The organism is Afipia sp. GAS231 (genome assembly GCF_900103365.1).
GTDB lineage: Bacteria > Pseudomonadota > Alphaproteobacteria > Rhizobiales > Xanthobacteraceae > Bradyrhizobium.
This window is the reverse complement of record NZ_LT629703.1, coordinates 3,668,123-3,694,241: the sequence shown is the minus strand read 5'-3', so window position 1 is coordinate 3,694,241 and position 26,119 is coordinate 3,668,123. Positions and strand designations below refer to the sequence as shown.

The 26,119-nt window shown below is 59.3% G+C and carries 21 protein-coding genes and 1 pseudogene; 13 read left to right on the top strand and 9 right to left on the bottom strand.

The window, feature by feature from the left end; genetic code table 11:
- The 3 genes from BLS26_RS17485 to hslV all read right to left on the bottom strand — a co-directional run bounded on the left by BLS26_RS17485 (window position 1) and on the right by hslV (window position 1,713).
- Window positions 1-606 (bottom strand): DUF2585 domain-containing protein, encoded by a 606-nt coding sequence (locus BLS26_RS17485; RefSeq protein WP_092513130.1) that lies wholly within the window; start codon window positions 604-606, stop codon window positions 1-3.
- Window positions 603-1,061: a GNAT family N-acetyltransferase gene (locus BLS26_RS17480; protein WP_244542005.1), complete on the bottom strand. Its 459-nt coding sequence runs from the start codon at window positions 1,059-1,061 to the stop codon at window positions 603-605. The genes BLS26_RS17485 and BLS26_RS17480 overlap by 4 nt, the downstream gene beginning before the upstream one ends.
- Before the next feature lie 100 nt (window positions 1,062-1,161).
- Window positions 1,162-1,713, bottom strand: a complete 552-nt coding sequence (gene hslV, locus BLS26_RS17475) for an ATP-dependent protease subunit HslV (protein WP_092513126.1) — start codon at window positions 1,711-1,713, stop codon at window positions 1,162-1,164.
- A gap of 264 nt (window positions 1,714-1,977) precedes the next feature.
- On the opposite strand from hslV, the gene hisB reads away from it, so the two are divergent.
- The 7 genes from hisB to coaA all read left to right on the top strand — a co-directional run bounded on the left by hisB (window position 1,978) and on the right by coaA (window position 6,668).
- Entirely contained in the window at window positions 1,978-2,571 is a 594-nt protein-coding gene (hisB, locus tag BLS26_RS17470; RefSeq protein ID WP_092513124.1) for an imidazoleglycerol-phosphate dehydratase HisB, read from the top strand.
- Between the two features lie 27 nt (window positions 2,572-2,598).
- Window positions 2,599-3,129 carry a DUF2628 domain-containing protein gene (locus BLS26_RS17465; protein ID WP_092513122.1) on the top strand — a complete coding sequence of 177 codons (531 nt, stop codon included), beginning with the start codon at window positions 2,599-2,601 and terminating at the stop codon, window positions 3,127-3,129.
- Window positions 3,126-3,776, top strand: coding sequence for an imidazole glycerol phosphate synthase subunit HisH (hisH, locus tag BLS26_RS17460; RefSeq protein ID WP_092513120.1), 651 nt, complete (start codon window positions 3,126-3,128; stop codon window positions 3,774-3,776). Before BLS26_RS17465 ends, hisH begins: the two co-directional genes overlap by 4 nt.
- A complete protein-coding gene (hisA, locus tag BLS26_RS17455) occupies window positions 3,773-4,516 on the top strand; it encodes a 1-(5-phosphoribosyl)-5-[(5-phosphoribosylamino)methylideneamino]imidazole-4-carboxamide isomerase (protein WP_092518173.1) in 744 nt (247 codons plus the stop codon). Before hisH ends, hisA begins: the two co-directional genes overlap by 4 nt.
- A complete protein-coding gene (gene hisF, locus BLS26_RS17450) occupies window positions 4,516-5,289 on the top strand; it encodes an imidazole glycerol phosphate synthase subunit HisF (RefSeq protein WP_092513118.1) in 774 nt (257 codons plus the stop codon). Before hisA ends, hisF begins: the two co-directional genes overlap by 1 nt.
- Window positions 5,290-5,372: 83 nt before the next feature.
- Window positions 5,373-5,696 (top strand): phosphoribosyl-ATP diphosphatase, encoded by a 324-nt coding sequence (locus BLS26_RS17445; protein ID WP_092513116.1) that lies wholly within the window; start codon window positions 5,373-5,375, stop codon window positions 5,694-5,696.
- Window positions 5,697-5,711: 15 nt separating this feature from the next.
- A complete protein-coding gene (coaA, locus tag BLS26_RS17440; protein ID WP_092513114.1) occupies window positions 5,712-6,668 on the top strand; it encodes a type I pantothenate kinase in 957 nt (318 codons plus the stop codon).
- Between the two features lie 110 nt (window positions 6,669-6,778).
- Here coaA and BLS26_RS17435 read toward each other — a convergent pair whose 3' ends face one another.
- The 3 genes from BLS26_RS17435 to BLS26_RS17425 all read right to left on the bottom strand — a co-directional run bounded on the left by BLS26_RS17435 (window position 6,779) and on the right by BLS26_RS17425 (window position 10,297).
- On the bottom strand, window positions 6,779-9,025 hold the full coding sequence (locus BLS26_RS17435; RefSeq protein WP_092513112.1) for an ATP-binding protein: 2,247 nt from the start codon (window positions 9,023-9,025) through the stop codon (window positions 6,779-6,781).
- Between the two features lie 178 nt (window positions 9,026-9,203).
- A complete protein-coding gene (locus BLS26_RS17430; RefSeq protein WP_092513110.1) occupies window positions 9,204-9,686 on the bottom strand; it encodes a hypothetical protein in 483 nt (160 codons plus the stop codon).
- Window positions 9,687-10,078: 392 nt separating this feature from the next.
- Complete coding sequence (locus BLS26_RS17425) at window positions 10,079-10,297, bottom strand: hypothetical protein (protein WP_092513108.1); 219 nt, start codon at window positions 10,295-10,297, stop codon at window positions 10,079-10,081.
- Window positions 10,298-10,939: 642 nt separating this feature from the next.
- Between BLS26_RS17425 and BLS26_RS17415 the strand changes: the two genes are divergently transcribed.
- Window positions 10,940-11,968: a L,D-transpeptidase family protein gene (locus BLS26_RS17415; RefSeq protein ID WP_371360880.1), complete on the top strand. Its 1,029-nt coding sequence runs from the start codon at window positions 10,940-10,942 to the stop codon at window positions 11,966-11,968.
- An 838-nt stretch (window positions 11,969-12,806) separates the two neighbouring features.
- On the opposite strand, the pseudogene BLS26_RS17405 reads toward BLS26_RS17415, so the two are convergent.
- Window positions 12,807-13,715 (bottom strand): annotated as a pseudogene (locus BLS26_RS17405) (YifB family Mg chelatase-like AAA ATPase); the annotation flags it as partial.
- A gap of 84 nt (window positions 13,716-13,799) precedes the next feature.
- Here BLS26_RS17405 and BLS26_RS17400 point away from each other — a divergent pair.
- The 4 genes from BLS26_RS17400 (at window position 13,800) to BLS26_RS37250 (ending at window position 19,448) form a co-directional block, all read left to right on the top strand.
- Window positions 13,800-15,467 (top strand): recombinase family protein, encoded by a 1,668-nt coding sequence (locus tag BLS26_RS17400; RefSeq protein WP_244541960.1) that lies wholly within the window; start codon window positions 13,800-13,802, stop codon window positions 15,465-15,467.
- Window positions 15,468-15,649: 182 nt separating this feature from the next.
- Window positions 15,650-16,834, top strand: a complete 1,185-nt coding sequence (locus BLS26_RS17395) for a hypothetical protein (RefSeq protein ID WP_092513100.1) — start codon at window positions 15,650-15,652, stop codon at window positions 16,832-16,834.
- 195 nt (window positions 16,835-17,029) lie between these two features.
- A complete protein-coding gene (locus BLS26_RS17390; RefSeq protein WP_157676482.1) occupies window positions 17,030-19,117 on the top strand; it encodes an FAD-dependent oxidoreductase in 2,088 nt (695 codons plus the stop codon).
- The gene (locus tag BLS26_RS37250; RefSeq protein WP_092513096.1) at window positions 19,068-19,448 is read left to right on the top strand and encodes an ASCH/PUA domain-containing protein; all 381 of its coding nucleotides are present in this window, start codon (window positions 19,068-19,070) and stop codon (window positions 19,446-19,448) included. The genes BLS26_RS17390 and BLS26_RS37250 overlap by 50 nt, the downstream gene beginning before the upstream one ends.
- A 214-nt stretch (window positions 19,449-19,662) precedes the next feature.
- Here the strand turns inward: BLS26_RS37250 and BLS26_RS37245 are convergent, their stop codons facing one another.
- Window positions 19,663-20,085: an NUDIX domain-containing protein gene (locus BLS26_RS37245; protein ID WP_092513094.1), complete on the bottom strand. Its 423-nt coding sequence runs from the start codon at window positions 20,083-20,085 to the stop codon at window positions 19,663-19,665.
- A gap of 206 nt (window positions 20,086-20,291) precedes the next feature.
- Window positions 20,292-20,945 (bottom strand): recombinase family protein, encoded by a 654-nt coding sequence (locus BLS26_RS17375; protein WP_092513092.1) that lies wholly within the window; start codon window positions 20,943-20,945, stop codon window positions 20,292-20,294.
- A gap of 530 nt (window positions 20,946-21,475) precedes the next feature.
- Between BLS26_RS17375 and BLS26_RS17370 the strand changes: the two genes are divergently transcribed.
- The gene (locus tag BLS26_RS17370; RefSeq protein WP_157676480.1) at window positions 21,476-25,816 is read left to right on the top strand and encodes an NACHT domain-containing NTPase; all 4,341 of its coding nucleotides are present in this window, start codon (window positions 21,476-21,478) and stop codon (window positions 25,814-25,816) included.
- The last annotated feature ends 303 nt before the right edge of the window (window positions 25,817-26,119 follow it).

Here is a 26,119-nt window from a genome sequence, read left to right as displayed (position 1 = left end):
TCAAATGATCGGCGGTCCCGCCTGCCACTGTTTGATGGCCTCGAACGGGTGAATCAGCATGATGATGTTCAGCGTCAGATTGTCGCGAATGTGGAGCGCCAGCACCCCTTCGAACAGCAGCGCCAGCCCGACGGTAACCGCGACCGGAAGCCTCCGCGCGAGCAGGAAGCCGCCGATCATCGCCAGATTATCGGACACCGAGTTGACGATGGAGTCACCGAAATAATCCAGCGAAATGGTCCCGGCGCGATAGCGTTCGATAATCCAGTTGGAATTCTCGACCAGCTCCCAGCCGCCCTCGACCAGCATCGCGAGGATCAGGCGGCCCTGCCAGGCGAGGCGCGGGAAGGCGAGGAAGGCCGCACCGTAGAACAGAAAGCCGTGGAGGATATGCGATAGCGTGTACCAGTCGGTGATGTGCTGCGAATTCTCCGAACTCTGCACCGCGCCGTGCCAGAGTTTGACATAGCCGCAGGCGCAGATCGGCAGCCGCCCCATCGCGTAGAGGATCGAGGCCTGGGCTATGAGAATGGCAGCCGCGATCGTGAGCCAATGCCACGCCGAAATACGGCTGGCCGGGACGGGCTTTCCGATGCTGTCGCTCATGCGTCACGCACCATCAGCAGGGCCACGCCATCAGGCGCATCGACCGTATGAGTCTTCGCAAAGCCCGCCTTCTCGTAGGCGCGCACGGCGCGAAGGTTCTCCGGATCGGGATCGGTGACCATCCGCGGCAAACCGGCAGCCAGCCGCGCGTCGGCGAAGGCGCGGATGAATGCCGAACCATGGCCCTGTTCGATCATGCCGGGCTCACCAATGAAGAGATCGATGCCACGCGTCCCCTCGGGCTGGGTTCCAAAACCTGAATTCCAGGCGGTCAGGTCGTAGCACTGGATGTAGCCGAAATCGGTGCCGCCTGTCGAAACGACGTATTGATCCATTGCCGGCACGTCGAGATCGCCACTGACCAGGGCATATTGCTCCGACGGTTCACCCCACCATTCCCTGACATGCGGTTCGGCGAGCCACCGCCGGATCAGTGGCAGGTCGGCCGACGTCATCGGGCGGAAGATATAGTCCCGCGCCGAAACTTCCTGCGCCGAAACTTCCTGCGCCAAGACTTCCCGCGCCAAGATTTCCTGCACCATGACGGGCCGGCCCTCACAGCGTTTCGATGGTCACGTTCCGGTTGGTGTAGACGCAGATATCGGCGGCGATATCGAGGGCACGGCGCACGATGGTCTCGGCATCCTTGTCGGTATCGACCAGCGCCCGGGCAGCGGCCAGCGCGTAATTGCCGCCGGAGCCGATCGCCATCACGCCGGCTTCCGGCTCGAGCACGTCGCCGGTCCCGGTCAGGACCAGCGACACGTCCTTGTCGGCGACGATCATCATCGCTTCCAGCCGGCGCAGATAGCGGTCGGTCCGCCAGTCCTTGGCGAGTTCAACCGCGGCGCGGGTCAATTGCCCCGGATATTGCTCGAGCTTGCTCTCCAGCCGCTCGAACAGGGTGAAGGCGTCGGCGGTGGCGCCGGCGAAGCCGCCGATGACGTCGCCCTTGCCAAGTTTGCGGACCTTTTTGGCGTTGGATTTGATCACGGTCTGGCCGATCGAGACCTGGCCGTCGCCACCGATCACCACCTTGCCGCCCTTGCGGACCGTTAAAATCGTGGTGCCGTGCCAGACCGCCGGCTCATTCTGGGATGCGTGCATGAATTGTCCTCGTTCCTGTCAGATTTAGGGTCTGACGCGCGGGGTTACAATCACGCGATTTCATAGCGTTTTCGAGCGAAGTGGGGTCCGGTTCGCGTGAAGAAAACGCGTCAGAATGGAAAGAGGCCTGCGAATCCGGTCACCATAGGTCGAAGTCGGTCATTTAGGCTTCATCCCGCAGTAGCGAAGGCACCACCGGCCTGTTAAAAGGGCCGCGTTTTCGGCCGATCCACCCCAAGAATCCGCCTAAAGGAAGCACTTTCCATGCGCACAGCGTCCATCAAGCGCAAGACCAAGGAAACCGACATCGAGGTGGCGGTAAACCTCGACGGCACGGGCGTGTCCAAGGTTTCGACCGGTATCGGCTTCTTCGACCATATGCTCGACCTCCTGGCCCGGCATTCCCGGATCGACATCGCGGTCAAGGCGGACGGCGATCTCCATGTCGACCACCACCACACCACCGAAGACGTCGGGATCGCGCTCGGGCAGGCCGTGAAGCAGGCGCTCGGCACCATGGCCGGCATCACCCGCTATGCCTCGATCCACATGCCGATGGACGAGACGCTGAGCCGCGTCGTGATCGACATTTCGGGCCGCCCGGTGCTGGTGTTCAAGGTGGATTTTCCGCGCGACAAGGTCGGCGAGTTCGACACCGAGCTGGTGCGCGAATGGTTCAACGCCTTCGCCATCAATGCGGGCGTGACTTTGCACGTCGAGACCCTATATGGCGAGAACAGCCATCACATCGCCGAATCCTGCTTCAAGGGTCTGGCCAGGGCGCTGCGTGCGGCGGTTGCGATCGATCCGCGCAACGCGGGCGAAGTGCCTTCCACCAAGGGTCAGCTCGGCGGCTGATCTCGTTCTTCGCGGCGGAGAGTCTCGATGCCGGTTTACACAGTGCATGCCCCCGTGGCCACCGGCGCCGATCTTGCGGCGACCGACAAATTCGTCTTCGTGCGCGACGGCTTCCATTTCTGGGCCGCGGCCCTGAGCATGATCTGGCTGATCTGGAACAGGCTGTGGCTGGCGCTGATCGGCTGGGTCGTGCTGACGGTTGCGATCGACGTCGGCATGACCGTGCTCGGTGCCACCAGAGGTGCGATCCTGTTCGTCGATCTCCTGCTCGCCATCCTGATGGGGTTCGAAGCGGCCAGCCTGCAGCGCTGGACGCTGTCGCGCCGCAACTGGCGTCAGCTCGATATCGTGGTCGCGGACGACGCTGAATCGGCCGAGCGCCGCTTCTTCGATCGCTGGACCGCCAAGCAGCGCGGCCTCACCAACGATCAATGGGCGGTCGATCGCGGCGGGCCGCCGCCGACGCGCAATATTCCGGGTCAGCCGTTTTCGAAGCCGCCGCCATTGCCGCAGGGCGGCATTATCGGATTGTTTCCGGAGCCTGGAGGGTCGCGATGAGCGTCGCCATCATCGATTACGGTTCCGGCAATCTGCACTCGGCCGCGAAAGCGTTCGAGCGCGCCTCGCGGGCCATGCAGGATCCGCAGAAGATCGTGGTGACGCGCGACCCTGAAGTCGTGTTTCGCGCCGACCGCATCGTGTTGCCCGGCGTCGGCGCCTTTGCCGATTGCCGCCGCGGCCTCGATTCGCTCGACGGCATGCTGGAAGCGATGACCGAAGCGGTGCGCGCCAAGGCGCGGCCGTTCTTCGGCATCTGCGTCGGCATGCAGTTGATGGCGACGCGCGGCAAGGAGCATGTCACCACCGACGGCTTCAACTGGATCGCCGGCGACGTCGAGAAGATCTCGCCGCGCGAGGAGAATTTGAAGATCCCGCACATGGGCTGGAACACGCTCGACATGGTCGGGGAGCATCCGGTGCTGGAGCGGCTGCCGCTCGGACCGAAGGGCCGTCACGCCTATTTCGTGCACTCCTATCACCTCAATGCGGCCAACGAGGCCGATGTGTTGTTGCGCGCCGATTACGGCGGACCGGTCACCGCGATGGTCGGCAAAGACACCGCGATCGGCACCCAGTTTCATCCCGAGAAAAGTCAGCGTTTCGGGCTGGCTTTGATTTCGAACTTTCTGAAGTGGAAGCCGTGATACTTTTTCCCGCCGTTGACCTGAAAAATGGCCAGTGCGTCCGCCTCGAACAGGGCGACATGTCGCGCGCGACCGTGTTCAACCTCGATCCCGCCGCGCAGGCACGTTCGTTCGCCGCGCAGGGATTCGAGTATCTGCACGTCGTCGATCTCGACGGCGCCTTTGCCGGCAAGCCGATGAACGCGCTGGCGGTTGAGGCGATGCTGAAGGCGGTCACCATGCCGGTTCAGCTCGGCGGCGGCATTCGCGATCTCAAGACCGTCGAAGCCTGGCTCGGCAAGGGCATCGCGCGCGTCATCATCGGCACCGCGGCGGTGCGTGACCCCGAACTGGTCAAGAGCGCCGCGCGAAAATTTCCCGGCCGCGTCGCGGTCGGGCTCGACGCGCGCGACGGCAAGGTCGCGGTCGAAGGCTGGGCAGAAACTTCTCAAGTTACCGCGCTCGAAATCGCGCAGCGTTTCGAGGACGCCGGTGTCGCCGCGATCATCTTCACCGACATCGCGCGCGATGGCCTGCTCAAAGGCCTCAATCTCGACGCCACCATTGCGCTGGCCGAGACGATCTCGATACCCGTCATCGCCTCCGGCGGGTTTGCCTCGATCGAGGACGTCAAGGCGCTGCTGCAGCCGCGCGCCAAAAAGCTCGCCGGTGCCATCGCCGGCCGCGCGCTCTATGACGGCCGGCTCGATCCGGCTGCGGCGTTGACCTTGATCCGCAACGCGCGCGCCGGAGTTTTCTGATGTTCAAGGTCCGCGTGATCCCCTGTCTCGACGTCAAGGACGGCCGCGTGGTCAAGGGCGTCAACTTCGTCGATCTGCGCGATGCCGGCGATCCCGTCGAGGCGGCGATTGCCTATGACGCCGCTGGCGCCGACGAGCTTTGCTTCCTCGACATCACCGCCACCCATGAAAACCGCGGCACCATGCTCGACGTCGTGCGGCGTACCGCGGAGGCGTGCTTCATGCCGCTGACGGTCGGTGGTGGGGTGCGCACGGTCGACGATATCAAGGTGCTGCTGCGCTCCGGCGCCGACAAGGTCTCGATCAACTCGGCGGCTGTCTCCAACCGCGAATTCGTCAAGCAGGGCGCCGAAAAATTCGGCGAGCAATGCATCGTGGTCGCGATCGACGCCAAGCGGGTCAAGCGCGGCGGCGGCGAGCGCTGGGAGATCTTCACCCATGGCGGCCGCAATTCCACCGGGATCGACGCCATCGAATATGCCCAGGAGGTGGTCTCGCTCGGCGCCGGTGAAATCCTGTTGACCTCGATGGACCGGGACGGCACGCGGCAGGGGTTCGACCTGCCGCTGACGCAGGCGATTGCCGACAGTGTTCCCGTACCGGTAATCGCATCCGGCGGCGTCGGCAATCTCGACCACCTCGTCGACGGCATTCGTCAGGGCCACGCCACCGCGGTGCTGGCGGCCTCGATATTCCATTTCGGCGAATTTACCATACGCGAAGCCAAGGATCACATGGTGCGGGCCGGGCTGCCGATGCGGCTCGATCCCTGACGACTCGCTGTCACAAAAGTGCTAAGTCCTTCCAGGGATGGCGCCAGCGGCCTGTTGCCCGGCGCGTGAGTTGAGTTTTGTTGATGTCGCGTTTCACGGTCCATGATCTGGCCGCCACCATCGATGCACGGGCCGCATCGGGCGGAGAGGCGTCCTACACCCGCAAATTGCTCGACAAGGGCGCGGAGCATTGCGCCAAGAAACTAGGCGAGGAAGCGGTCGAGACCGTGATCGCGGCCGTCGAGAATGATCGCGATCACCTGATTGCCGAAAGCGCCGATCTGCTGTTTCATCTGCTGGTGCTGCTGAAGTCGCGTGGCGTGACGCTCGAAGAGGTCGAAGCCACATTGGGCCAGCGTCAGAATATGTCCGGACTTGAAGAGAAGGCTTCGCGCAAGCGCGACTAGTTCAAGAGATGCACCATGGATATTCGCGCTCCCGACCAGCAGTATAACCCCTACCGGATTTTCTCGCGCGCGCAGTGGGCGCATTTGCGCGACGACACGCCGATGACGCTGGAGCCCGGTGAGTTCGAGCGGCTGCGCTCGATGCACGACCGGCTCGACCTGCGCGAAGTCGAGGACATTTATCTGCCGCTGTCGCGGCTGCTGTCGATTTATGTCGATGCGACGCTGCGGCTCTATCAGGCGCAACGCCAGTTCCTCGGCATCCGCGACCGCAAGGTGCCCTATATCATCGGCGTCGCCGGTTCGGTGGCGGTCGGCAAATCGACCACCGCACGCGTGCTGCAGGCGCTGCTGGCGCGCTGGTCGCCGCGGCCCAAGGTCGAACTCATCACGACAGACGGCTTTCTGTTTCCCAATGCCGTGCTCGAGCGGCAGGGCCTGATGCAGAAAAAGGGCTTTCCCGAGAGCTACGACCTGCCGACGTTGCTGTCGTTCCTGTCCGACATCAAGGCCGGGCGCCGCAAGGTGCGGGCGCCGGTCTATTCGCACATGACCTACGACATCGTTCCGAACGAGTGGGCCGAGGTCGACCGTCCGGACATCCTGATCGTCGAGGGCGTCAACGTGCTGCAGACCGGCCGGCTGCCGCGCGATGGCCAGGCGGTGCCGGTCGTTTCCGACTTCTTCGACTTCTCGGTCTATATCGACGCCGAGGAGCCGGTGCTGCGCAACTGGTATGTCCGCCGCTTCCTCGCGCTGCGCGATACCGCGTTCCACGATCCCCGGTCGTATTTCCATCGTTACGCGCCGCTCTCCGATGAGGAAGCAACGGCGACCGCGATCGCGATTTGGGAACGCACCAACCTCGCCAATCTCGAGGACAACATTCTGCCGACCCGGCCGCGCGCGACGCTGATCCTGAAGAAGAGCGCCGATCATTTGATCGAGACCGTCGCGTTGCGGCGGCTGTGATCCGAAATGCTTGCTTGGTAGGGTGGGTTAGCGAAGCGTACCCCTCCGCGGTCTCGATATGCGGTGAGCTTTGTCGGTGGGTTACGGCTTCGCCTAACCCACCCTACAAGTTACGCTGCGATGTGCCGTGACGCCGCCAGACCCGCCAGCGCTTCGGCAAGCTTGTCGCGATCGAGCGGCTTGATCAAAAATCCGTCCATGCCGGCTTCGAAGCAGGCGTAGCGATCCTCCACCAGCGTGTTGGCGGTGAGCGCGAGGATCGGCGTCCGCCGTCCGGACTGGCCGGCTTCGAGCTGACGGATACGTTGGGTCGCGTCGATGCCGTTGAGCTGCGGCATCTGGATGTCCATCAGCACCAGGTCATAGGGGCTGCCGGCAGATTTCGCCGATAGCCAGGATTCCAGCGCTTCTTCGCCGTTGGTGGTGATGACAGCGTGGTGCCCGAGCCGGCCGAGCAGCGAGCGCATCAAGAGCGCATTGATCTCATTGTCCTCGGCGACCAGGATCGACAGGCCGGTGCGCGACGGCGCGGCCGGTGTCTCGATCGGCGCGTCGCCGGCAATAGCGTCGCCAGCAATGCCCGGCGCCATGACATCGGGCGCTGTGGTCAGGCGGGCGGCGAGCGAGGCCGCGCGCAGCGGCTTGACCAGATAACCGGTGCATGCGGAGCCAGCGGAGGGCTGCATCTCCTGCCGCGTCGCCGGCGTGAACATCACGATACGCTGGGTGGCATGAAGCCGCGCGGACTCGGCCAACGCTTCGATATCCGCCGTTCCCAGCGCGTGATCGATCAGGATCGCGTGCCAGGAGCGCTCCGGCAGCAGCGCCTGCGCGACACTGGCGTCCGACACCATGCAGGTCTGGGCGCCCCAGCGCTGCAGCCGCCGCGCGGTCAAGGAGGCTTCGATGCCTTGTGACGAAACCAGCATGATTGACTGGCCCGCGAGATCCGGCGCGGCAAAGGTCTTCGCGGGGCCGCCGGCGGTTGCGAGCGGGATCGACACTTCGAAGGTCGAGCCTGCGCCCGGCTTGCTCTCCAGCGTGATACGGCCGCCCATCCGCTTGACGATGCGCTCGCTGATGCTCAAGCCCAGGCCGGTGCCGCCATAGCTGCGGGCGACGCGGTCGTCGGCCTGCTCGAACTCGCGGAAGATCCGTTGCTGCGCCTCTGGCGCGATGCCGATGCCGGTATCGCGGACCAGGAAACTGATTTCGTTCGGCCAGATGCCGGGCTCGACGATCAGCGCGACGCCGCCGGTCTGGGTGAACTTGATCGCATTGCCGGCGAGATTGAGCAGCACCTGCCGCAGCCGCGCCGCGTCGCCGATCACTTCCATCGGCAGCCGCTCGTCGACATAGGCCGCGATCTCGATCTTGCGGGCCTGGGCGCGCGGCGCCAGCAATTCGGTGATATCCTCGATCATGCCCGATAGCGGGAAGGCGCGATGTTCGAGGTCGATCTTGCCGGCCTCGATCTTGGAATAATCCAAGAGTTCCTCGATCAGCGACAGCAGCGCGTCGCCCGAGGTCTTGACCGCCTTGACGTAGGTCGCCTGTTCCGGCGTCAGCGGCGTATCCATCAGCAGCCCGCTCATGCCGATGATGCCGTTCAGGGGCGTGCGGATCTCGTGGCTCGCCATCGCCAGGAAGCGCGACTTGGCGCGGTTCGCCGCGTCGGCCTGGTCGCGGGCTTGCGCCAGCGCGCGTTCGCTTTCGGTGCGGTCGGTGACGTCGCGGCCGACGCATTGCAGCTCGGCGGCCTCGCCGGCGTCGTTGCGGACCAGCCCTTCGCGCCAGGCGATCCAGCGCGGCCCGAGCGGGCCTTCGATCTTCTGGTCGTGAATTCGGGTGCCGTTGGATTCGAGCGCGGTGTCGCCCTGTTCGAGCACGCTGAGCCTGGCATTGCTGCCGACCAGGGCGTCGCGATCCATCTGCGCCAGTTCGCAATAGGCGTCGTTGGCAAAGGTGATGCGGCCGTTGGCGTCGCGCAGCACGATCAGGTCGCCCTGGGCTTCGAACAGGCGGCGGGTGCGCTGCTCGGCCTCCTGCAATTCCCAGTTCCGGTCGGCCATCGTTTCATTGTGCATCGCGATCTTGCGCATCTTCTTGCGCAGCATGCGGAAGCGGAAGCTCATGGTGGCGAGTGCAACGCAGGCCAGCGCGAACAGGAAGGCGATGCCGATCGCAAAGGCGTGCGGGTCATAACCCGAATTCTCCGACCGGGCGCCGGCGATGAAACCGTAGGCGCCGCCGAAGGTGGCGGAGAACACCATGAAGGAGCGGACGACGAAGACGAGCCAGGGATGACGGCGGGCGAAGCGGCGAAAATGCAGTTTGATCCGGAACGTCCGCCCCATCGTCAATGATCCTGAATTCTGTGCCCGAACAGGGACGATTCAACTGCGCGACGCGCCTGACCGAGACGATGCGTCGCCGACACTTGCGAAGTGTTTGAGACCGCGCGCGGTTGCGGCGCGCGATGAGAACATGGTTGATGAAAGGTTAACCGGGCCCGGTCGCGACCACGTTCAGGACTCAGAGCGACGCGGCCTCGAGCCGGTGGTGGCCGTCTCGAACAATGGTATCTTGGGCGCCGACGATCAAAGCAGCGGCATCGCGGACCGAAAAGCTCTTCGATTGCACGAAGATCCGGTAGTCGGCCGGCCCATTGGCGGAAAGATAGATCACCGGTTCCGACGCCTGCGGCCGGGTCGAAATCGCCACCAGCTCTGCCGCCGTGCCGGCATTGCAGGCGCCGGCTTCGGCACTGTCGATGTCGTCGATCACGGTGAAGTCGGCCGCTGCGGCGCTGTCGGAGATCTGGACCCGCACGGTCGCGCGGGAGGGATCGCTGGTGAAGCTGACATGACGCTGCGCCTGCCAGGAAAGCGTGGCGATCTGGACCGCCGTGCCCGCGACTTCGATGCAGGGGCGGGACCCCGGGGAGAACTCGCCGCGCGCAAACACGGCGGCAACGGCCAACGGCACGACCGAGGCCAGCAGATTGAAACGCAACATGACACGATACTCGCCAGACATAAGCCCGCGGGGCGGGGCCTATGGTTGGTGAAGCGTAAATGAAAGTCGTTACTGCCGGGTTGACGACGGGGCGGCCTGTCGCCTGTAGCCCGGATGAGCGAAGCGATATCCGGGGCCGCTGTGAGAGTGGTTCCGGATGCCGCCGCGCTCATCCGGGCTGCGAAGTCACGCAGTATCGCGGCGGCGGCGTTCAGCGGCGATGCTACCTGCTTGCGAACGTGGTGCTAATGCGGGTGACCACGCTATTCCACTGACGCTTTTCTGCCTGGCGGGTTGAGCCACCGCAGGCAAAGGTGTGAGCGACATCGCTACAATAAGAAAGAGCCCGGGTTTCATTTCTCGAATACCTCGAAACATTGTCCCGACAGGACTCAACTCCGGGGCGTAATTTGAAGCTCCAGCAAAGCCAGCCGCTGCAGAGCAGTCGGATCTCTTTCGCCCTCTTTGGCACTGCGCAGTATGGACTGCGCTATCGATTGCACGTTCGATGAACTCACAGGCTCTGGAAGTGTTGCGACGGCCGCCTCCATCGCTGACTGCAGGATGGCGACGGTATCCGGCGAAAAGGATGCGTTAGCGAAATCTTTCACGGCTTTGTTTCCTGGCCAATGCGAGCGGCGCTGAGCCGGCGATGCAGGCTAGGACTCAACGGCGCAATATGTGCGTCGTTCCAAGCCGGGCAGGTCGTTTCCTGCAAAAAGCCGAGAAGGGCGAGCGGATGGTTCGAGCGGGGCTAAGTATGCAGGGCTAAGTATAAGGTGGTTGTTCAGTGGATCGGGAACCAACGTTCTTCTCGCCGCATTGTTGAATAGTTTCATTCACGCTTCGAGGCACACCCATGCGATTTTTGGCAGTCATGCTCGTTGGTGCGTCGCTTTCGCTTGCCGCTTGCGGGAAAGACCCTGGGCCCAAGGGCGATCCAGGACCGCAGGGTCCTGCCGGGCCTCAAGGTGCGCAAGGTATTCAAGGAGTTGCCGGAACGCAGGGCCAGACTGGCGCCCAGGGTCCGCAGGGTCCGCAAGGTGCTCCGGGGGACAAAGGAGAAAAGGGTGAAAAAGGCGACAAGGGCGACTCTGGTACCCCGGTTCGTGTTGTCCAAGGCGACGGGCAGGTAAGTTGCGAGGCGAACGAGATTTTAGCCTCGGCGTTCTGCCCGAGCGGCGGTGCACCCGACGGAGCGAAATGCGCAAACCCACCGACGGTGGGCCTCTGTTTGAAGAAGCAATAACGCCGTGCCCGGACACAAGCCAATCGTCAGCGAAATACGCCGCTTGGTGACAGCTTCTAGTTTATGGATTTTGCTGATCTTGCCCGCCTGGGGGGAAGCCCTTGATGCTTCAGCGATCAATAATGCTCAGAATAACTCCAAGCCGACAAGCAAGGACAGGTTAGACCCGGCAGTTGTCAAAGCGGAAATCCTCCTCGACCGTGCGCGATTCTCGCCGGGTGAAATCGACGGCAAGCTTGGCGAGAATGCCCAAAAGGCATTGCGGGAGTTTGCCTTGGCCGCCGGTTTGCCGGCGGGTAATGCCTTGACGCCCGATTTGTGGACCAAGCTCGTGGCAACGAGTCAAGACACAGTCATTACCGACTACAAGATTACCGAAAGTGACGTGAAGGGCCCCTTCTTAAAGAAGCTGCCTGCGAAGCTGGAAGATATGAAATATCTCAAGTCTCTCGGCTACTCTAGCCCACGCGAGGGCATTGCAGAGCGATTTCATATGAGCGAGAATCTTCTTGCGTTGTTGAATCCCAATAAGCAGTTTGACAAAGTCGGCGATACAATTTCTGTAGCCAACGTACTCAGCAAGCCTGCAGAAGCAATCGGCCGAATTGAAGTCTACAAGACGCTTCGAGCTGTCAAAGTCTTCGATCCCTCAGGCGCATTGGTTGCATTCTTTCCGGCGACTATTGGCAGCGAGGAGAAGCCTACCCCTACCGGTACGGTCAAAGTCATCTCGTCCGATGCCAACCCGACTTACCGCTATAACCCAGATTACAAATTCAAAGGCGTAAAGACCAAGAAGCCTTTCACGATTGAGCCAGGACCAAATAATCCTGTCGGGTCATACTGGATTGGTTTGTCTGCGGAAGGCTATGGCATTCACGGCACGCCCAATCCAGGCAAGGTGGGCAAATCGGAGTCACACGGGTGCGTCCGATTGACCAACTGGGACGTCGCCTGGCTGGGTAAAAACGTCAGGAAAGGAACGCCTGTCGCGTTCATCGATGAGCCGCAAAGTGGTCGAAAGACTAACTGACCAAGATCGGACCATGCCGAGCCCTCCAGGCGATGCACGCTGGAGGACCGCATTTGCACACCGCAATTTTCCGAACTTCGTTTTCCGGGCCGCCGCTGTCAAACAAGCGTTGGCGACCACACGGTTTCATGCCGCGCGAGGATTAACGACGATATAGCCGCGAAGCGAGCGCGCATGTATCCGCGTCGCGTGGCCGCCGGAGTTGGCATCGTATGCCATCCAGGTATCGCCTTCGACATGCGCCTCAAGCACGAATACGTGCCCGCGTCGCGCAGCAACCATTCCCGGAGCAGGCGCGGTTCGGGGAAAGCGAAGCCAGTTGGATGCGAGGTTTAATTCAGGCACGATTCGGCCGAAGACCCGTAGTGAAGCTCCGCAACCACAGAAAGATCGTGGGCAGCCGGAGGGACGACCGCTGACGATTTCGGCGCTCGCGACTTTGGCTTGTGGTACGTCCGGCCGACCGTAATCGACGCGCGGTGTCGAGCGCCTCTCTGATCGTAGCAGTGTGTGTGCGATGGACCGGCCTGGTTGCGATGAAGAAAAATCGCAAGGCATCGTGACATTGCAGCCGGGCGCTTGGAGGATCGTTCCGACGGAACGCGCTTCCGAAGCGGTGGGCGTAAGGACGAGCAATACAGACGCAACAAATGCATACTTGAACATAGGGGGCTCCGATTTTAGAACCCTGCCCTCGACTGAGAAATCCCCAGTTATTGGGCTAAAATGCGATCATGTGCGGGCGATTCCGTGATCGGCGAAGAGGCCTCGTCTCGACCACCTCGCAATCTTATCGCGAGTGAGATCCAATTCGAAATGTACGGTTCTACGTCGGGAATCACGCCGCCCGACGGAGATCCTCGGCCAGCGCGCGGTACGACAGCGCTTCGGCCAGATGCAGCCGGCCGATTTTCTCGGCGCCGTCGAGATCGGCGAGCGTGCGCGCGACGCGCAGCACGCGGTGATAGCCGCGCGCGGTCAGCTTCATGGTGTCGGCGGCGTCGCGCAGCAGCTTTTGGCCCTGCGCATCCGGCTGCGCGATCGTCTCCAACAGCGACGCCGGCGCTTCGGCATTGGTGCGGACCTGCGGCATGCCGGCTGCGGCGTAGCGCTTGAGTTGGATGTCGCGCGCAGCGGCTACCCGTGCGGCGACTTCCGCCGAACCCTCGGACGGCGGCGGCAGGATCAGGTCGGCGGCAGTCACCGCCGGGACTTCGATGCGCAGGTCGATGCGATCCATCAGCGGACCGGAGATGCGCATCTGATAATCCGCGGTGCAGCGGTCGATCCGTCCGCGCTTGCAGGAATAGCCGGGTTCATAGGCATGGCCGCAGCGGCACGGATTCATCGCCGCGACCAGCATGAAGCGCGCAGGGTACGTGACGCGATGGTTGGCCCGGCTCACCGCGACCTCACCGTTCTCCAGCGGCTGGCGCAGTGAGTCCAGCACGCGCGGATCGAACTCCGGCAATTCGTCGAGAAACAGCACGCCCTGATGCGCCAGCGAAATTTCACCGGGCTTGGCGCGGATGCCGCCGCCGGTCAGCGCCGCCATACTGGCGGAATGATGGGGGCTGCGAAACGGCCGCCGCGCCGTCAATGCGCCGTCGCGGATTTCGCCGGCGACGGAAGCGATCATCGACACTTCCAATAGTTCCGACGGCGACAGCGGCGGCAGGATCGACGGCAGCCGTGCCGCCAGCATCGACTTGCCGGCGCCGGGCGAGCCGATCATCAGTATCTGGTGGACAATTGAATCAAAAAATGTTAGTCGATTCTGATGGTTACAGATCCCCAAGCACCACGGCCAAAGGCATACTCGTACGTGAGGATGTCGACCGATCTCCAGCTGAAGGGGGATAGCCTTCGTCGCCAACGAGAGGCATCGCGAAAGTATGCCAAAGACCATGGCCTTGAGCTGGTAGAGGAGCTCAATCTCCACGACATCGGTGTCTCAGCCTTCTCCGGTAAAAATATCTCTTCAGGAGCGTTCGGTCGCTTTCTGGAAGCCGTTCGGGAGGGAAAGATCGAGAAGGGGTCCTATCTTCTCGTAGAGTCGTTCGACCGGATGAGCCGTCAGGAGCCCATGATGGCCCTCGAACCATTCATGGAGATCGTGAAATCCGGTCTGATCCTCGTGACCTTAGACGACGAGCGGGTGTTCAAGGGGAAGGTCAGCTTTGAAGATCTGATCATCTCCATAGCCAAAATGAGCCGGGCGAACGAGGAATCTGCCCGAAAGAGCGATCGGCTCGCCGAAGCGTGGAAAGACAAGCGCGCCACTGCAGGCAAGGAAAAGCTGACGGCGAGATGTCCAAGCTGGCTTCTGCTCAAGCCCGACCGCAGCGATTTCGACGTGATCGAGGAGCGTGCTGCGATCGTCCGACGAATATTTAATGAAGCTGCCTCGGGAATCGGGACCTACAAGATCGTTCGGCGCCTAAATGCAGATGCAATTCCAACCTTCACCGGCAAGGGTGGGTGGCGGGAATCAACCGTCAACAAGATTTTGAGCAGTGGGGCAGCGATCGGCACATTTCAGCCAAATCGCATGGACGGCAGCAAGCGAATTCCGGACGGAGATCCCGTTCGCAACTACTTCCCGCGAATAGTGGATCAATCCACGTTCGAAACGGCGCAGCGTGGCCGGTTAGAACGCAGGACGAAGCCCGAGCCGGGAAAAAAGGGCAGCGGCGGCCCGAAGGGTAAGCACTACACCAACCTGTTCTCGAAGCTGGCCGTCTGTGCCTACTGCGGCGAGCCAATGCAGTATGAAAACAAAGGGACGCCGCCCAAAGGACATTCATACTTGGTCTGCTCGAACGCGCTTCGGAATCACAAATGCGCAATGACTGGCCGGTGGCGGTACGACCAATTCGAGACAACGTTCCTTCAGTTCGTCGAAAAGCTCGACTTGGCTTCGCTGGTCCGCTCCACAGAGCACACCGATAAGCGGGCCGAACTCGTCATTCAGCAGGAAGCCACCGAAGGCAGGACCAAAATTCTGGAAGACGAACTTCAGCGCTCGTACGACATCGGCATGAAGATGGCGGACTTCGACAGCGAATTCCTGGCTGGAAGGATCAAGAAGCGCGAACAAGACCTTGCAGCAGCAAAGAGTGAACTGAGGCGTCTGAGCCACGAGATTGCGGTGCTCGATGAAACAGCACTGACGTACTACAAGAAGCCAGATCAGGTGTCAGAGTTGATCGAGCGCATCCGGTCCAGCAGGGGTGGCGACGTGTACAAGCTGCGCGCCCAAATTTCTGCGCGGCTGCAGAGCTTGATCAAGGAATTGCGGCTGACGGTCGACCCCAACGATCAGAACTTTGAGGTCGTTTTCCGCGACGGCAACGGCATGATGCTGTTCGTCAACCCGGAGAATCCGACCAAATTCATTCAAAAGGTTAGCGGGAAAGAGCCGGTCTTCGAGATGGCTCGACCCGATGGTTCGTCCATGCAATTGCCGGCCGACGAAGGCGCTGTGGACGGGAGCTAAAAGATCCCAAACGGGTCACTCTTCGCCGCGAAAATTTCCCGATGGAGGTTCCACCGGGTTTGGTCGGTGAGGAAAGATACTAATCTAACAAACGAGCTAGAGTTTTGGCAGACCAGTACGCAAAGCGAAGTTGAAGGTCCCGATGCATCATTCGCTCTTGTTGCATTTGATGGGGGAACGAGATGGACGGATCAGAAATCCCCAAAAAACAGCCGGTCACCGTAACTCGCGACGAGCTATACCAACAAGTTTGGCAAACTCCGATGAGCCGGTTGGCCGACAACTACGGCATTACCGGAAACGGCCTCGCCAAGATTTGCGATAAACTCAGCATTCCGTATCCGCCACGTGGACATTGGGCGAAGAAAGCGGCGGGCAAGAAGGTGGTTACCTACAGATTGCCTGTGGCCGGCGAGTCCACGCCTTTGAAGGTCACAATATCTCCGACCCCGACCGCACCAAAAGAGCCAGCGCTTCCGATCGTAGCGAGGGAGGCCGTCGAAACTACGTTAGCGGCGGAAATCAAGGTGCCGGAGAAGCTAAATCGGCCGCACGAAATCATAGCGCGATGGCTAGCTGACCGAGAGCTCCGAAAGCAAGAGGCCCGACGAGAGCGAGACCCTTGGCGGAAGAAGCATCTCGATCCTGGCGAGCTAACACAAGTCGCGCAGCGGCAGCACTTAATTCTTGATACGCTGTTCAAGGTCCTTGAGAAGCAGGGAGCTCGGATTAAAGAAGGGGAGCGGCGAGAACTTTTGATCGAGCTGCAAGGCGAGAAATTAGAGGTTCAACTCCGCGAAAAGCAAAAGCAGGTTCGACGCCCGCCGACGGCCGAAGAGAAGAAGAACTGGCTCTATCGGGATCGGCAAATAGTCCAAGAACTCCTACCGAGCGGCAAATTAGTCTTCTCGATAAAGACCTATCTCCCGGCCGGGTTGCGCCAAGAGTGGATTGAAAGCGACCAGAAACGCTTAGAAGAGTTGTTGCCCGATATCCTGGCGACCTTGGTTGCCGCGGGACCTCTATTGGTAGAGCAGCGACGGAACCGAGAAGAGGCTGAGAGGCAGCGTCAAATTGTTGAGCGACAGCGCTACGAAGAGCAACAACGCAAAAAACGCGATAACAACCGCTGGCGGCACTTCATAGAGCTTGCTGGCGATTGGAGACAGCTCGAAATCGCTCGAGCCTTTCTGGAGATAATGAAGCAGACCGATATTGATCCTGAGAAGGAAATAGGCGGTCGGAAGATCGGCGATTGGCTAAAGTGGGCGGAAGGGCGTATTTCTGCGACGGACCCAATGGCCAATGGCGTAGAAGCGATCTTTGATTCAGTCGCTGCTGTTACAGAATGGACTTACCGAGATTGAATCCTCGCATCCTGGGTGGCTATCGAAACCGCTCTGAGAAGGTAAGTTGAGCCGGCGCAAAGTTTGCGACGCGAATCGAAATTGCAGTCAACCAGCTGAAGTAAGGCCGACACTAAAATAGTGCTCGCGCCAATCGCCTGCCAAATATACACTCTAGGTTGTCCCAACCTGGCAACGCATATGAGTGATCCTAACATGACCGGCTCTCCTGAAATTCTGCAGCATTCTAAAGTTGCGGCTTGGCCCTTGTATTTGTTGGGCGCTTTCGACACCGGTGTGACCGTTTGGAGCCAGCAAGTCCGAGCTCTGAATTTGGCTTACGCGCTTGTCGAACAAGGCGTCGTGACCTGCGACCAAGTCAGCGATCGCTCGATTAAAATAGCTGTGATAGGCGGCGGGTTCGCTGGCCTCACGGTTGCTGCAGGTCTGCTGAAAAAGGGCGTTGATGCCCACATCACCGTTCTGGAGCAGTGCGACGTTCTAATGCCTTTGCAGCAGGGAAGCGACGCGCGTTGGCTCCACCCTCATATTTACGATTGGCCCAAAGAAGGCAGTCAGTCGGGCGTTGCTATGCTTCCTGTGATGAACTGGACGGCAGCACGTGCCTCAGATGTCGTGGTTCAGATACTCACCGAGTGGAGACGTCTCGCGTCGGTTAAGAAAGTTGACTTATTCTGTAATGCTCGGCACGTTGAAATCTATGATGATGGAAAGGGTGGCCTTCTAATCGAATGGGTGGGCGAAAGGAGAGCGCCTGATGGGACAACCCACGTAGATCAAGATCGATCGAACGAAGGTGGGGCAGTAAGGTTCGATCTAATAGTTCTAGCGACTGGCTTCGGTATTGAGGGCAGTGAGCGTGAGCAGCATTCATATTGGAGAAATGAAGCCTTAGCGCAACCGTCGCTGGACTCGCCCAGGCGGACCTTTTTGATTGTCGGTCAAGGCGATGGAGCGATGATCGATTTGCTCCGCCTTCGAATATCCCAATATCGACAGGACCGTATCCTGGATGAGCTCTTCGCTAACAAGCCAAAGTTGGTTGAGCACCTTCAGGCTATCGATCTCAAACACTCTAGCGCTAGCGGAGCCACCGGTTTATTCGACGAATTCGAGCGCTTGCAGAAATCAGAATTCGGGCATGAGTTCGGTGTTGCCCTGTCTGAGCTTAAGAGGAGACTTCGCAGGGACACAAACGTAGTTCTGCGCTGCAAAGAGAGACGGATCGCAGGTCTGCTTAGTGCACCAGACATTCGTATCTCATTTCAAAACCGGCTTTTGGTCTATATGCTTTACAAATGTGGTGGCTTTGTTCCATCGATAGAGAAGGAAGACGTACTTCAGAGGAAACATGAAATAGGTGGCAATTACACAATTAGCCGCATCGGCGTGAACCGAAGCGCTCAGCTTGAGCGCTGTCTCGATCCGGGCATCTATGAATATATAAGCGCGAACAGGAATAGCTTTCTCCAAACGGATGCTATTTGTTGGACTGGCGGCTATTTCGACTTCGCTGGCACGACAAGCCAAGCAGCGAAGGTTCGAGACGATAAGGTTCGCGCTCATTGGCGGAGAGAATATCTGCCGGGGCCGACCGCGCTCCTAGGAACGGCCATCTCAAGTGCGGTCACGGGTGCCATTCTGCACCTCTACCCTAAGGCCGAAAGGCTTAGGGTTACTCTGCACCGTACGATGGTAGTTGGGACTGAAGAGCTACTTCAGCAAACTGCTGACTACGCGGGAACAGTCGAAATCGACTCCCAAGAATCGACTGCAGCCCGAACATTTCCAACATCAACGATGACAATCGGATTAGCGTACCGTTGCAGAAAAATTGTTCGGTCGCGGAAGGGTGTGAGCGTGGAAGCATTGCGAGGAACGATGGATAAACTCGATCCTCTCGCGCCCCGATCGATGGCTCCTGGAGTTAGTTTTGTTCTGGCGATTCCAATACTTGAACCTGAAAAGAGATACTTTGATAAAAGTCCGGTGGCAGGAGTCGTTTATATTGATTGTGGCTCGCCGGGGTTCTATTTGAATGACGACGAAATAAGGCCAATCCTTGGAATATGCGTACAGTTCGTCAAAGAGCTGCAGCGGGGCCGCAAGTTCGATAGAATTCGAGACATCGTACTTTCAAAGCCAAACTCGACGTCAGTGCCACCCGAAGCGTTACCTTCGACTGTTGTAGATGAGCTTGAACTTTTGGATTTGAAGCCTCCTACAGCCGAGAATGCTTTCCAGTTCAATCTGGATCATCTGGAAATCGCTTCTGTTGAATAGGACAATAGCAATGGTTGAAAGTAAGACGACTTTTGACAAGATTCTGGAACGACATCGTCCTCCTGTCGAACATGTTCTGAAATGCTGGCCTGAATTCTTCAGAGCAATACGTACCGGGAAAAAGAAACACGACTTGCGGCGAGCGACAGATCGTTCCTTTCAGGAAGGGGACACACTGCTGCTCCGTGAGTTCGATCCAAAGACGAACAAATACACAGGGGACGTGCAGCGCGTTCTAGTGACCTACATTACTTCGAGCGATTTGCCGTGCGCCTTATCCAAGGACGCGCTTCATGACGATTTCTGCATACTGAGCATAGAGCTGCAGTGAGTTGCCCAGGCTAATTGGACTCACGGGCTATTGTGGCGTTGGCAAAACCGCTGCTATCGGCCTTTGCGAGAAGGATAGATTTGGATCGCGCGTATACGTAGGTCAGTTTGTTCTCGATGAACTGATCGCACGAGAGCTTGCACAGACGTCCGAAAACCAAGGACTCGTGAGAATGGACCTGCGAACAGCGCACGGTCCGGAATACTTCGCTGGACTACCCGTTGACGCCTAGTCGGCCTGTCGACCGAAGGAATGGCAGGATGTGGTTTTGGATGCTGGGAGCCAGCGTTACGTCACAATCTTGTTCGGGTGAGAACCACGTTATGCATTCGATCTCCGATTTCGGATTAGGCGCCCCCACCAACTGGGCGCAGTAAAGTCGAACGACGACGATGGTATCGATTAGGTCGGCAGCTGTGTCCGAAAATGCTCCTAAGAAAACGAGAGACTCGCCATTCATTGAACAGCCTAGCTCTTCATCGATCTCTCTATAGAGAGCTTCAACGTCATTCTCTCCCGCTTCAGGCTTGCCGCCTGGTAAGATGTAGCTCTTGCCACCTCGTTTTCGGACCAATAGCAATCTGTTCTTATGCAATACAGCCAGCCCGACTTTTACGATTTCTCGCTGCGTAGTCATGAAGGCGCCCGGTGCGTTGCGAATCAGCGCATTGAATCACGGACCTCATTGAGAGCAACCCAGATTATTGGTGAGTGCGACTTATCGACAGCTTCGTGACGCTGCTCCAGACCGCCAGAGCTCGTTGAATTGGCCTCAGCCCAACCAGCCATAGGAAATGAAACAGAGCGCCTTTTTCGATTGTTTTGGGCCGCTCATCACTTGTATTAGGTTTTGTCGCATCGAAGCGTGCTAAACCGTTGAAAATAATTCTTGACGGTTTGCGGGTAGAACTTACTGCCTGTCACCGTCGTGATCCCCGCATCATTCAGGCGCCGCGCAATCTCACTGTAAGGCCGCCCCATCAAACCCGCATCCAATTTTGCGCGGAGTGAGACTGCAAAGTCGTCAGCAGCCCTGCGGTTCTTCGCGGCCAAACTCCTTCCATTTGCGCCAAGAACTTTGCCTCGACGTTTTGCCTCAGCCAACGCTGCCTTCGTTCGTTCGGAGATCAGCCGGCGTTCTTCCTGGGCGAGGGCAGCGAAGATATGCAGTTGGAAATCTGTCGCATTGGGCATTTCGGCGCAGACCAAACCAATACCCTGCTCCAGAATGTTGGCGATGAAACTGACACGACGAGAGAAGCGATCGAGCCGGGCGATAATCAGCTTTGCGTTTTCGCGCTTTGCGAGCGCCAGTGCTTTCTGAAGCTCAATACGGTTGTCGTCGCGACCAGACTGGATGTCAGTGAATTCGGCAATCAGAATGCCAGCGCTCGCGACAAAATCGGTGATCTTGCGCTGCTGGGCCGCCAAGCCGAGCCCAGATTTGCCTTGGCGTTCGGTCGAAACTCGAAAGTATGCGATGAAATTCGTTGCCATTGGTTTCGCCGGTGTTCATCGGACTAGACGTCTCCACAATCCCCACGGGTGACAACGGCTTTGAATTTTCGTTTAAACATCAACTGGATAGAGAATTTTTAGAGTGCCCACTTCGGCAATCCCCGTTAGTACGACCTTGCCGAGATCGGGTCGAGGCTTCGAGCCCCTTCACCCCGCTCCAAATTTCTCTTGGCGCCCCAGATACTTCCAAGCCGTGCCTCCATCGCTTCTGGAGAAGTCGCGTATGGTCTACGGTCCACTGAATCGACAAACAGCGCGCGCCGCGCACCTGGTTGCTGGCAATTGTGTCGCTGCGCTGGCATTAGCGCCGCGGCTCATTCAGGATTTGCGCCTGGCGAGCAGAGGGCCGGCCCCCGCCCCGGGGCCCCGTTTCCGCGGGTTCGCGAAACGCGAAGGCCCGTTCGCAAAATTTGCAAAATTCCGAATGCATGTCGTGTTTTTCGTGGTCGGAATTCCCGCTACGGCTCCAGTTTCCTATATAAAGCTTCTTTCAGCGAATCCGTTTCCAAATGACCAGCCGCGACGACTTCTCAGCGAAGACTATCCGAACGCTTGCAGCGAGGGTTGGGCACCACTGCTCAAATCCCGATTGCGTGCGCTCGACGTCGGGACCGGCGATACGCGAAGACGCTACGATCAATGTTGGAGTGGCCGCTCACATCGCGGCGGCTGCCCCGAACGGCAAGCGTTATGATCCAAAGATGACGCCGGCTGAGCGGGGAAGCGGCAACAACGGGATCTGGCTCTGTCAAACTTGTTCGAAATTGATCGACTCGGACGATGAGCGTTACACGGTCGAATCGTTGCATCGATGGAAAAAGGACGCCATTGAGCGGGCCTTGGGTGCGATATCCGCCGGTAGACCGCTTGGGCAAGTAAAGCCGTCGCAGCAGCTCGATCCAGCAGACGAAGAATTTCTGCGGGGACTTGATCTACCGAGCGGCGACGCCCTCGATATAGTTGCTCAACGACTTCGCGCAGCTTCGGAAGCTGATATTCAAGCATTCCGAGCCGCTCATGGTCACCCAAAGCGAACGATCGCCCGCACGATCAAGCTCAGTGGCCACCAGAACTCGTTTGTGCCGCTTGATGGGCTCGCACGGGTCGTCATGCTTGCTGAGCCCGTTTCGATCGTTGCGCCGGGCGGTATCGGCAAGTCGACGTTGCTCGTTCAGCTCTCAGAGTGCATGGCCTGGTCTGATTGTCCGGTTCCGGTGCTCGTGCCGCTCGGTGAGTGGGCCAACCGACAAGAGGATTTCTTTGATTCGGTCCTGCGACGAAATGCGTTCGGCGTCTTCCGCAGACAGCACTTGATGCAGCTCGCATATCACGGTCGGTTGTGTCTTGTGCTGGACGGCTGGAACGAATTGGGTGCACCAGCGCGGATGCGAGCAATCGGCGATCTTAAGGCGCTTCAACGCGATTACCCCCAGCTCGGGATGGTGATTAGCTCTCGGCGGGAAGAGCAGCCAGTTTCCGGGCCAATCTTCGAGGTCGAGCCACTTTCGCAAGATCAGCAAATGGAGCTGGCTCTTGCCGAACACGGGCAACGTGGCGTCGATCTCCTCGATAGAGCTTGGCGGACCTCCGGCCTGCGCGAGCTCGTGCAAAATCCGCTATATCTGCATGCTCTGTTGGCATTGCCAGAGGGCCGACCGTTTCCAGAGACGAAGGAAGCGGTGCTCAAGATGTTTGTTGAGCAAACTGAGCTCGCGCGCGACAAAGCGGAGCGATTGCACACGTTCGGACAGCACAACGCGCTGTTGGCCGGTCTCGCCGCCGAAGCAAACCGCACTTCGAATACGGCCATCTCAGACAGCGAAGCAAATCGCGTTGTTTCAAGCGTCGTTCAGACTTTGGTCACGAACGGCCAAGTTTTCCTCACTACTCTGCCCCAGCCGCGCGAAATCGTTGATGGCCTGGTGAACGCTCATCTTGTCGTTCGCAAAAGCGGCCCCTTGGGAGACGTAAGCTTTCAACATCAATTGTTTCAGGAATGGTATGCAGCCGCCGAAGTAGTGGATTTGATGGTCCGCTCGGCTGCCGGAGAGGCGGATGCCCGTAGAAAGCTACGCCAAGACGTCCTGGACAGACCAAGCTGGGAAGAATCGATCTTGTTCGCATGCGATCGCCTCTCGCGTGCTGATGAGCAGGGGAGTGCGGCAGTCGCCGCGGCCATTGAGGAAACCCTGGCCATTGATCCAATTCTGGCCGCGGCAATGCTGGACCGAGCATCGGACCGAGTTTGGGCGCTGTTGCGGCATCGTATACTGGGCTTTGTAAACCGCTGGCATCGCCCCGGTGCAATTGACCGCGCCGTCCGATTTATGGCCGTGTCCGGGAAGCCCGAGTTTGCGGATCAAATTTGGCCTCTTGCGAGCAGCACCGACGACCAAGTCCAGTTCGAATGTTTTCGTGCAGCTGGACGCTTTCGTCCCGGCGTGTTGGGCTCGGATCGTGAAGCTCGTTTGCGGGCTTTACCCTCGCGGCAACGAAGCCTTGCCTTAAGCGAAATCGCTAGCCATAGCGGGATGGACGGTATGGATCTCGCCGCGACTATTGCGGTCAACGATCCCGATCCCGACGTCGTCGTCGCTATTGTTGAAGCGCTCGAGTTTCGCCGCGGAGATCAGCACGTTAGCAAAATCCTTGAGGTAGCTAGCGACCAAGTCTGGGAGAAGTTGGCGCAGAAAGGCTATCCCGAACGTTTGGCGAGCGAAAAACTTAATGCGCGGCTCGTCAGCGAACGCGCGAAGGTGCGGGACCGGGAGACCGACCCAATCCGACGCCTCGAGCGAATTGTGCATGAGAAGCCAACGGATGCTGAGGAGGAGATAGCTGCGCTTATCGAAGCAGCGGACGAAAGCTTCACCGACCTACATTTCACGCATGCAATCGCTCGCGCTCATGCCGCATATCCGCGCGCTGTTGGGCGCGGTCTCTTGGCGCGTATCCTCGACGACAAGCCGCTACCTTACGATACCCGCGACCTCCTCGATTCCGTCGACCCCATAGACAGTGATACGATTAAGGAGGCTGCGCTCGGATCCGATGCGACACCGCGGCGACAGAACGCAGCTGCTAGCGTGGCTGGCCCCAATACGGTCAGTGCGCTATTCGATCTGTTATTTGCGCTCGATGACCAGATTCAGACCCTGTTTCCGAGCGGCTCTGCTCCGCTTTACGACCAATTTCGTAGGGTTGAAGACGCGTTGACCGCGACGCGCCCGGACGTGTTCTGGCCGATTTTGATTGCTCATGGGGAAACCGCTGTTTCGCGGAGAATTAGCCTGCTTGCGGAACTCCTCCGCCGGCATGGACGAGACGTCGGCGACGACAAGCCCCCAATAGATGCGGTCTATCGCGTGGAGCTGTGTAAACTAGTCGAGCGTTGGATCGGTGTTCTTTGCGACTCGACCCCCCTTGATCGATCTGCGGGTTCTAACGTTGCCAGTGCCGTCGGCAGGCTCGCGGATCCAAACCTGGCGGAAGCCCTAGCGCGACTAAACGAGTGCGATCTGTCTGCTCCCGACGCGGACCGGATGATCAATACCCGTATTTACGCCTCTGCCTTTGCGGCAATGCCCGACGCGGCCGCTAATCTCGTTTTAAAGCGCGGCTTGGCTGACATTCGTTGGGGAATTGATGCCGCGCGCGCTCTGTATGAGATTTGGTCGGCTGGTCGTGTCGCTGAACAAAAGCCAATTCTAGGTGGCTGGACGCACTACCCGGACCATAAAGCGTTACGAAGCGCGCGCGCAGACGGACCCCTTCCGACGTCTGAATTTGCCGAATGGATTTTCGATGAGGTTAGGACTTTCGGAGATCCTGCCAAAAGCGACGCTGAGCAGCGGCACGCGATTGGTCTTGCCGGGATTGGATTCGGTTTGCCTCACGGTGACAAGCGGAGCGAGCTGTGCAGACTTCTGGCGCTCCCCCAACCCGTGTCGGTCAAGCGCGACCTTCTGGCAGCAGCAGCTCGGGCGGGGGAGGTTATTCCAGCTGCGGTCCTAATGGAGGGGCTGCGAACGTTGCTTTCGGAAGCTCGGGAGCAAACCTGGCGATTAGACGACAACCGAGGCGAATTGATGGGTTGGATCGATTTGTTTCCCTTCTCGGACAAGCCGGAAGACGTTCTGAAGGCCGTTAGGATGCTTCCGGAACAGCACCGGCAGCCGCACGCGTTGAGGCGACTTTTTGAAACGTTGCCTCAAAGTCCGGGAGATACCGCGCTCAATGTGCTGGAGGGATTGGCTGCGGCGGACTCAAATTATTTCCGAGAAAGCTGGTGGCGTGGGGCTGCGCGTCGACTTGATACCGAACAGGCGGCGCTAGCCATGCTGGATCACTTGGCGCGCGGGGAAGTCTCGACAAGCTCGGATTTTCAAATGGCACACACAATCGCAGCTTGGGCCAGGAAGTTTCCCAAGGTTCGCGCGAAACTGACAGAACACTATCGTGACGTTAGAGAGAATAATCCGCGGAGTATCTTCGAAAGAGCCATGATCGAGTTGGTCGACGAATCGATCTTTATGGCTTTGTTTGATGCATGCGCTCAAGGTTTGTCGTCGCCCGGGAACGTCATGTACACGCTCCGTGGGTTGGCGATTGCGCGGCGTCCGTTGGGCGATAACGGCGTCTGGCATACGGAGGTCGGAGAGCCGCTTGCGAGTATCCGCGCGAGGCTGTTCGCCATGATACCCAGTGGAGGACCGAGAGCGGAGCTGGCAAAACGTTGCCTCGTGGAAATCGACGAAATCCGAGACGAGACCGGCAGGATCGGAAGTGAGCCCAGACATCCGGATATAGCCAGTGGCCGACCATGGCCACCTGAGGCTCAGTCCCAGTGAAAGCCAGGATCGAGCGCTATGTTCTCAACTTTCCAGGAGCATGCTGTGTTTTAATATCACTGCGAGGTGGCGTCAGTTCGTACTGCAAGTTGGGCCCGATCAATGCGCAGGCGTGCAAAGCGCGAATTTGCGTGCGTCCTTGGCTTTAACAGTTTTGCGGCTCCAAGTCAGCGCCGCAAGTCTCCGTCTTAAAGCACAAACCAGCGTTTATGTTTGACGGGACCCGTATCGTTGCGCGTTCAATTCGCGTAACCCCCGCATCGCGGCTTGTCTGTTGGTCCGCTTTTGCGGGAAAAGCAGACA

What these genes read in the sequence shown, in the direction of transcription:
- BLS26_RS37250 (WP_092513096.1), top strand. Translation starts at nt 19,068, where the DNA reads ATGCTTTCCAGTTCAATCTGGATCATCTGGAAATCGCTTCTGTTGAAT.
- hisB (WP_092513124.1), top strand. Translation starts at nt 1,978, where the DNA reads ATGCGCACAGCGTCCATCAAGCGCAAGACCAAGGAAACCGACATCGAG.
- BLS26_RS17375 (WP_092513092.1), bottom strand. Translation starts at nt 20,945, where the DNA reads ATGGCAACGAATTTCATCGCATACTTTCGAGTTTCGACCGAACGCCAA.
- hslV (WP_092513126.1), bottom strand. Translation starts at nt 1,713, where the DNA reads ATGCACGCATCCCAGAATGAGCCGGCGGTCTGGCACGGCACCACGATT.
- BLS26_RS17390 (WP_157676482.1), top strand. Translation starts at nt 17,030, where the DNA reads ATGACCGGCTCTCCTGAAATTCTGCAGCATTCTAAAGTTGCGGCTTGG.
- BLS26_RS17485 (WP_092513130.1), bottom strand. Translation starts at nt 606, where the DNA reads ATGAGCGACAGCATCGGAAAGCCCGTCCCGGCCAGCCGTATTTCGGCG.
- BLS26_RS17400 (WP_244541960.1), top strand. Translation starts at nt 13,800, where the DNA reads ATGTCGACCGATCTCCAGCTGAAGGGGGATAGCCTTCGTCGCCAACGA.
- BLS26_RS17480 (WP_244542005.1), bottom strand. Translation starts at nt 1,061, where the DNA reads ATGACGTCGGCCGACCTGCCACTGATCCGGCGGTGGCTCGCCGAACCG.
- hisH (WP_092513120.1), top strand. Translation starts at nt 3,126, where the DNA reads ATGAGCGTCGCCATCATCGATTACGGTTCCGGCAATCTGCACTCGGCC.
- BLS26_RS17435 (WP_092513112.1), bottom strand. Translation starts at nt 9,025, where the DNA reads ATGGGGCGGACGTTCCGGATCAAACTGCATTTTCGCCGCTTCGCCCGC.
- BLS26_RS17430 (WP_092513110.1), bottom strand. Translation starts at nt 9,686, where the DNA reads ATGTTGCGTTTCAATCTGCTGGCCTCGGTCGTGCCGTTGGCCGTTGCC.
- BLS26_RS17445 (WP_092513116.1), top strand. Translation starts at nt 5,373, where the DNA reads ATGTCGCGTTTCACGGTCCATGATCTGGCCGCCACCATCGATGCACGG.
- BLS26_RS17395 (WP_092513100.1), top strand. Translation starts at nt 15,650, where the DNA reads ATGGACGGATCAGAAATCCCCAAAAAACAGCCGGTCACCGTAACTCGC.
- BLS26_RS37245 (WP_092513094.1), bottom strand. Translation starts at nt 20,085, where the DNA reads ATGACTACGCAGCGAGAAATCGTAAAAGTCGGGCTGGCTGTATTGCAT.
- BLS26_RS17465 (WP_092513122.1), top strand. Translation starts at nt 2,599, where the DNA reads ATGCCGGTTTACACAGTGCATGCCCCCGTGGCCACCGGCGCCGATCTT.
- hisF (WP_092513118.1), top strand. Translation starts at nt 4,516, where the DNA reads ATGTTCAAGGTCCGCGTGATCCCCTGTCTCGACGTCAAGGACGGCCGC.
- BLS26_RS17370 (WP_157676480.1), top strand. Translation starts at nt 21,476, where the DNA reads ATGACCAGCCGCGACGACTTCTCAGCGAAGACTATCCGAACGCTTGCA.
- coaA (WP_092513114.1), top strand. Translation starts at nt 5,712, where the DNA reads ATGGATATTCGCGCTCCCGACCAGCAGTATAACCCCTACCGGATTTTC.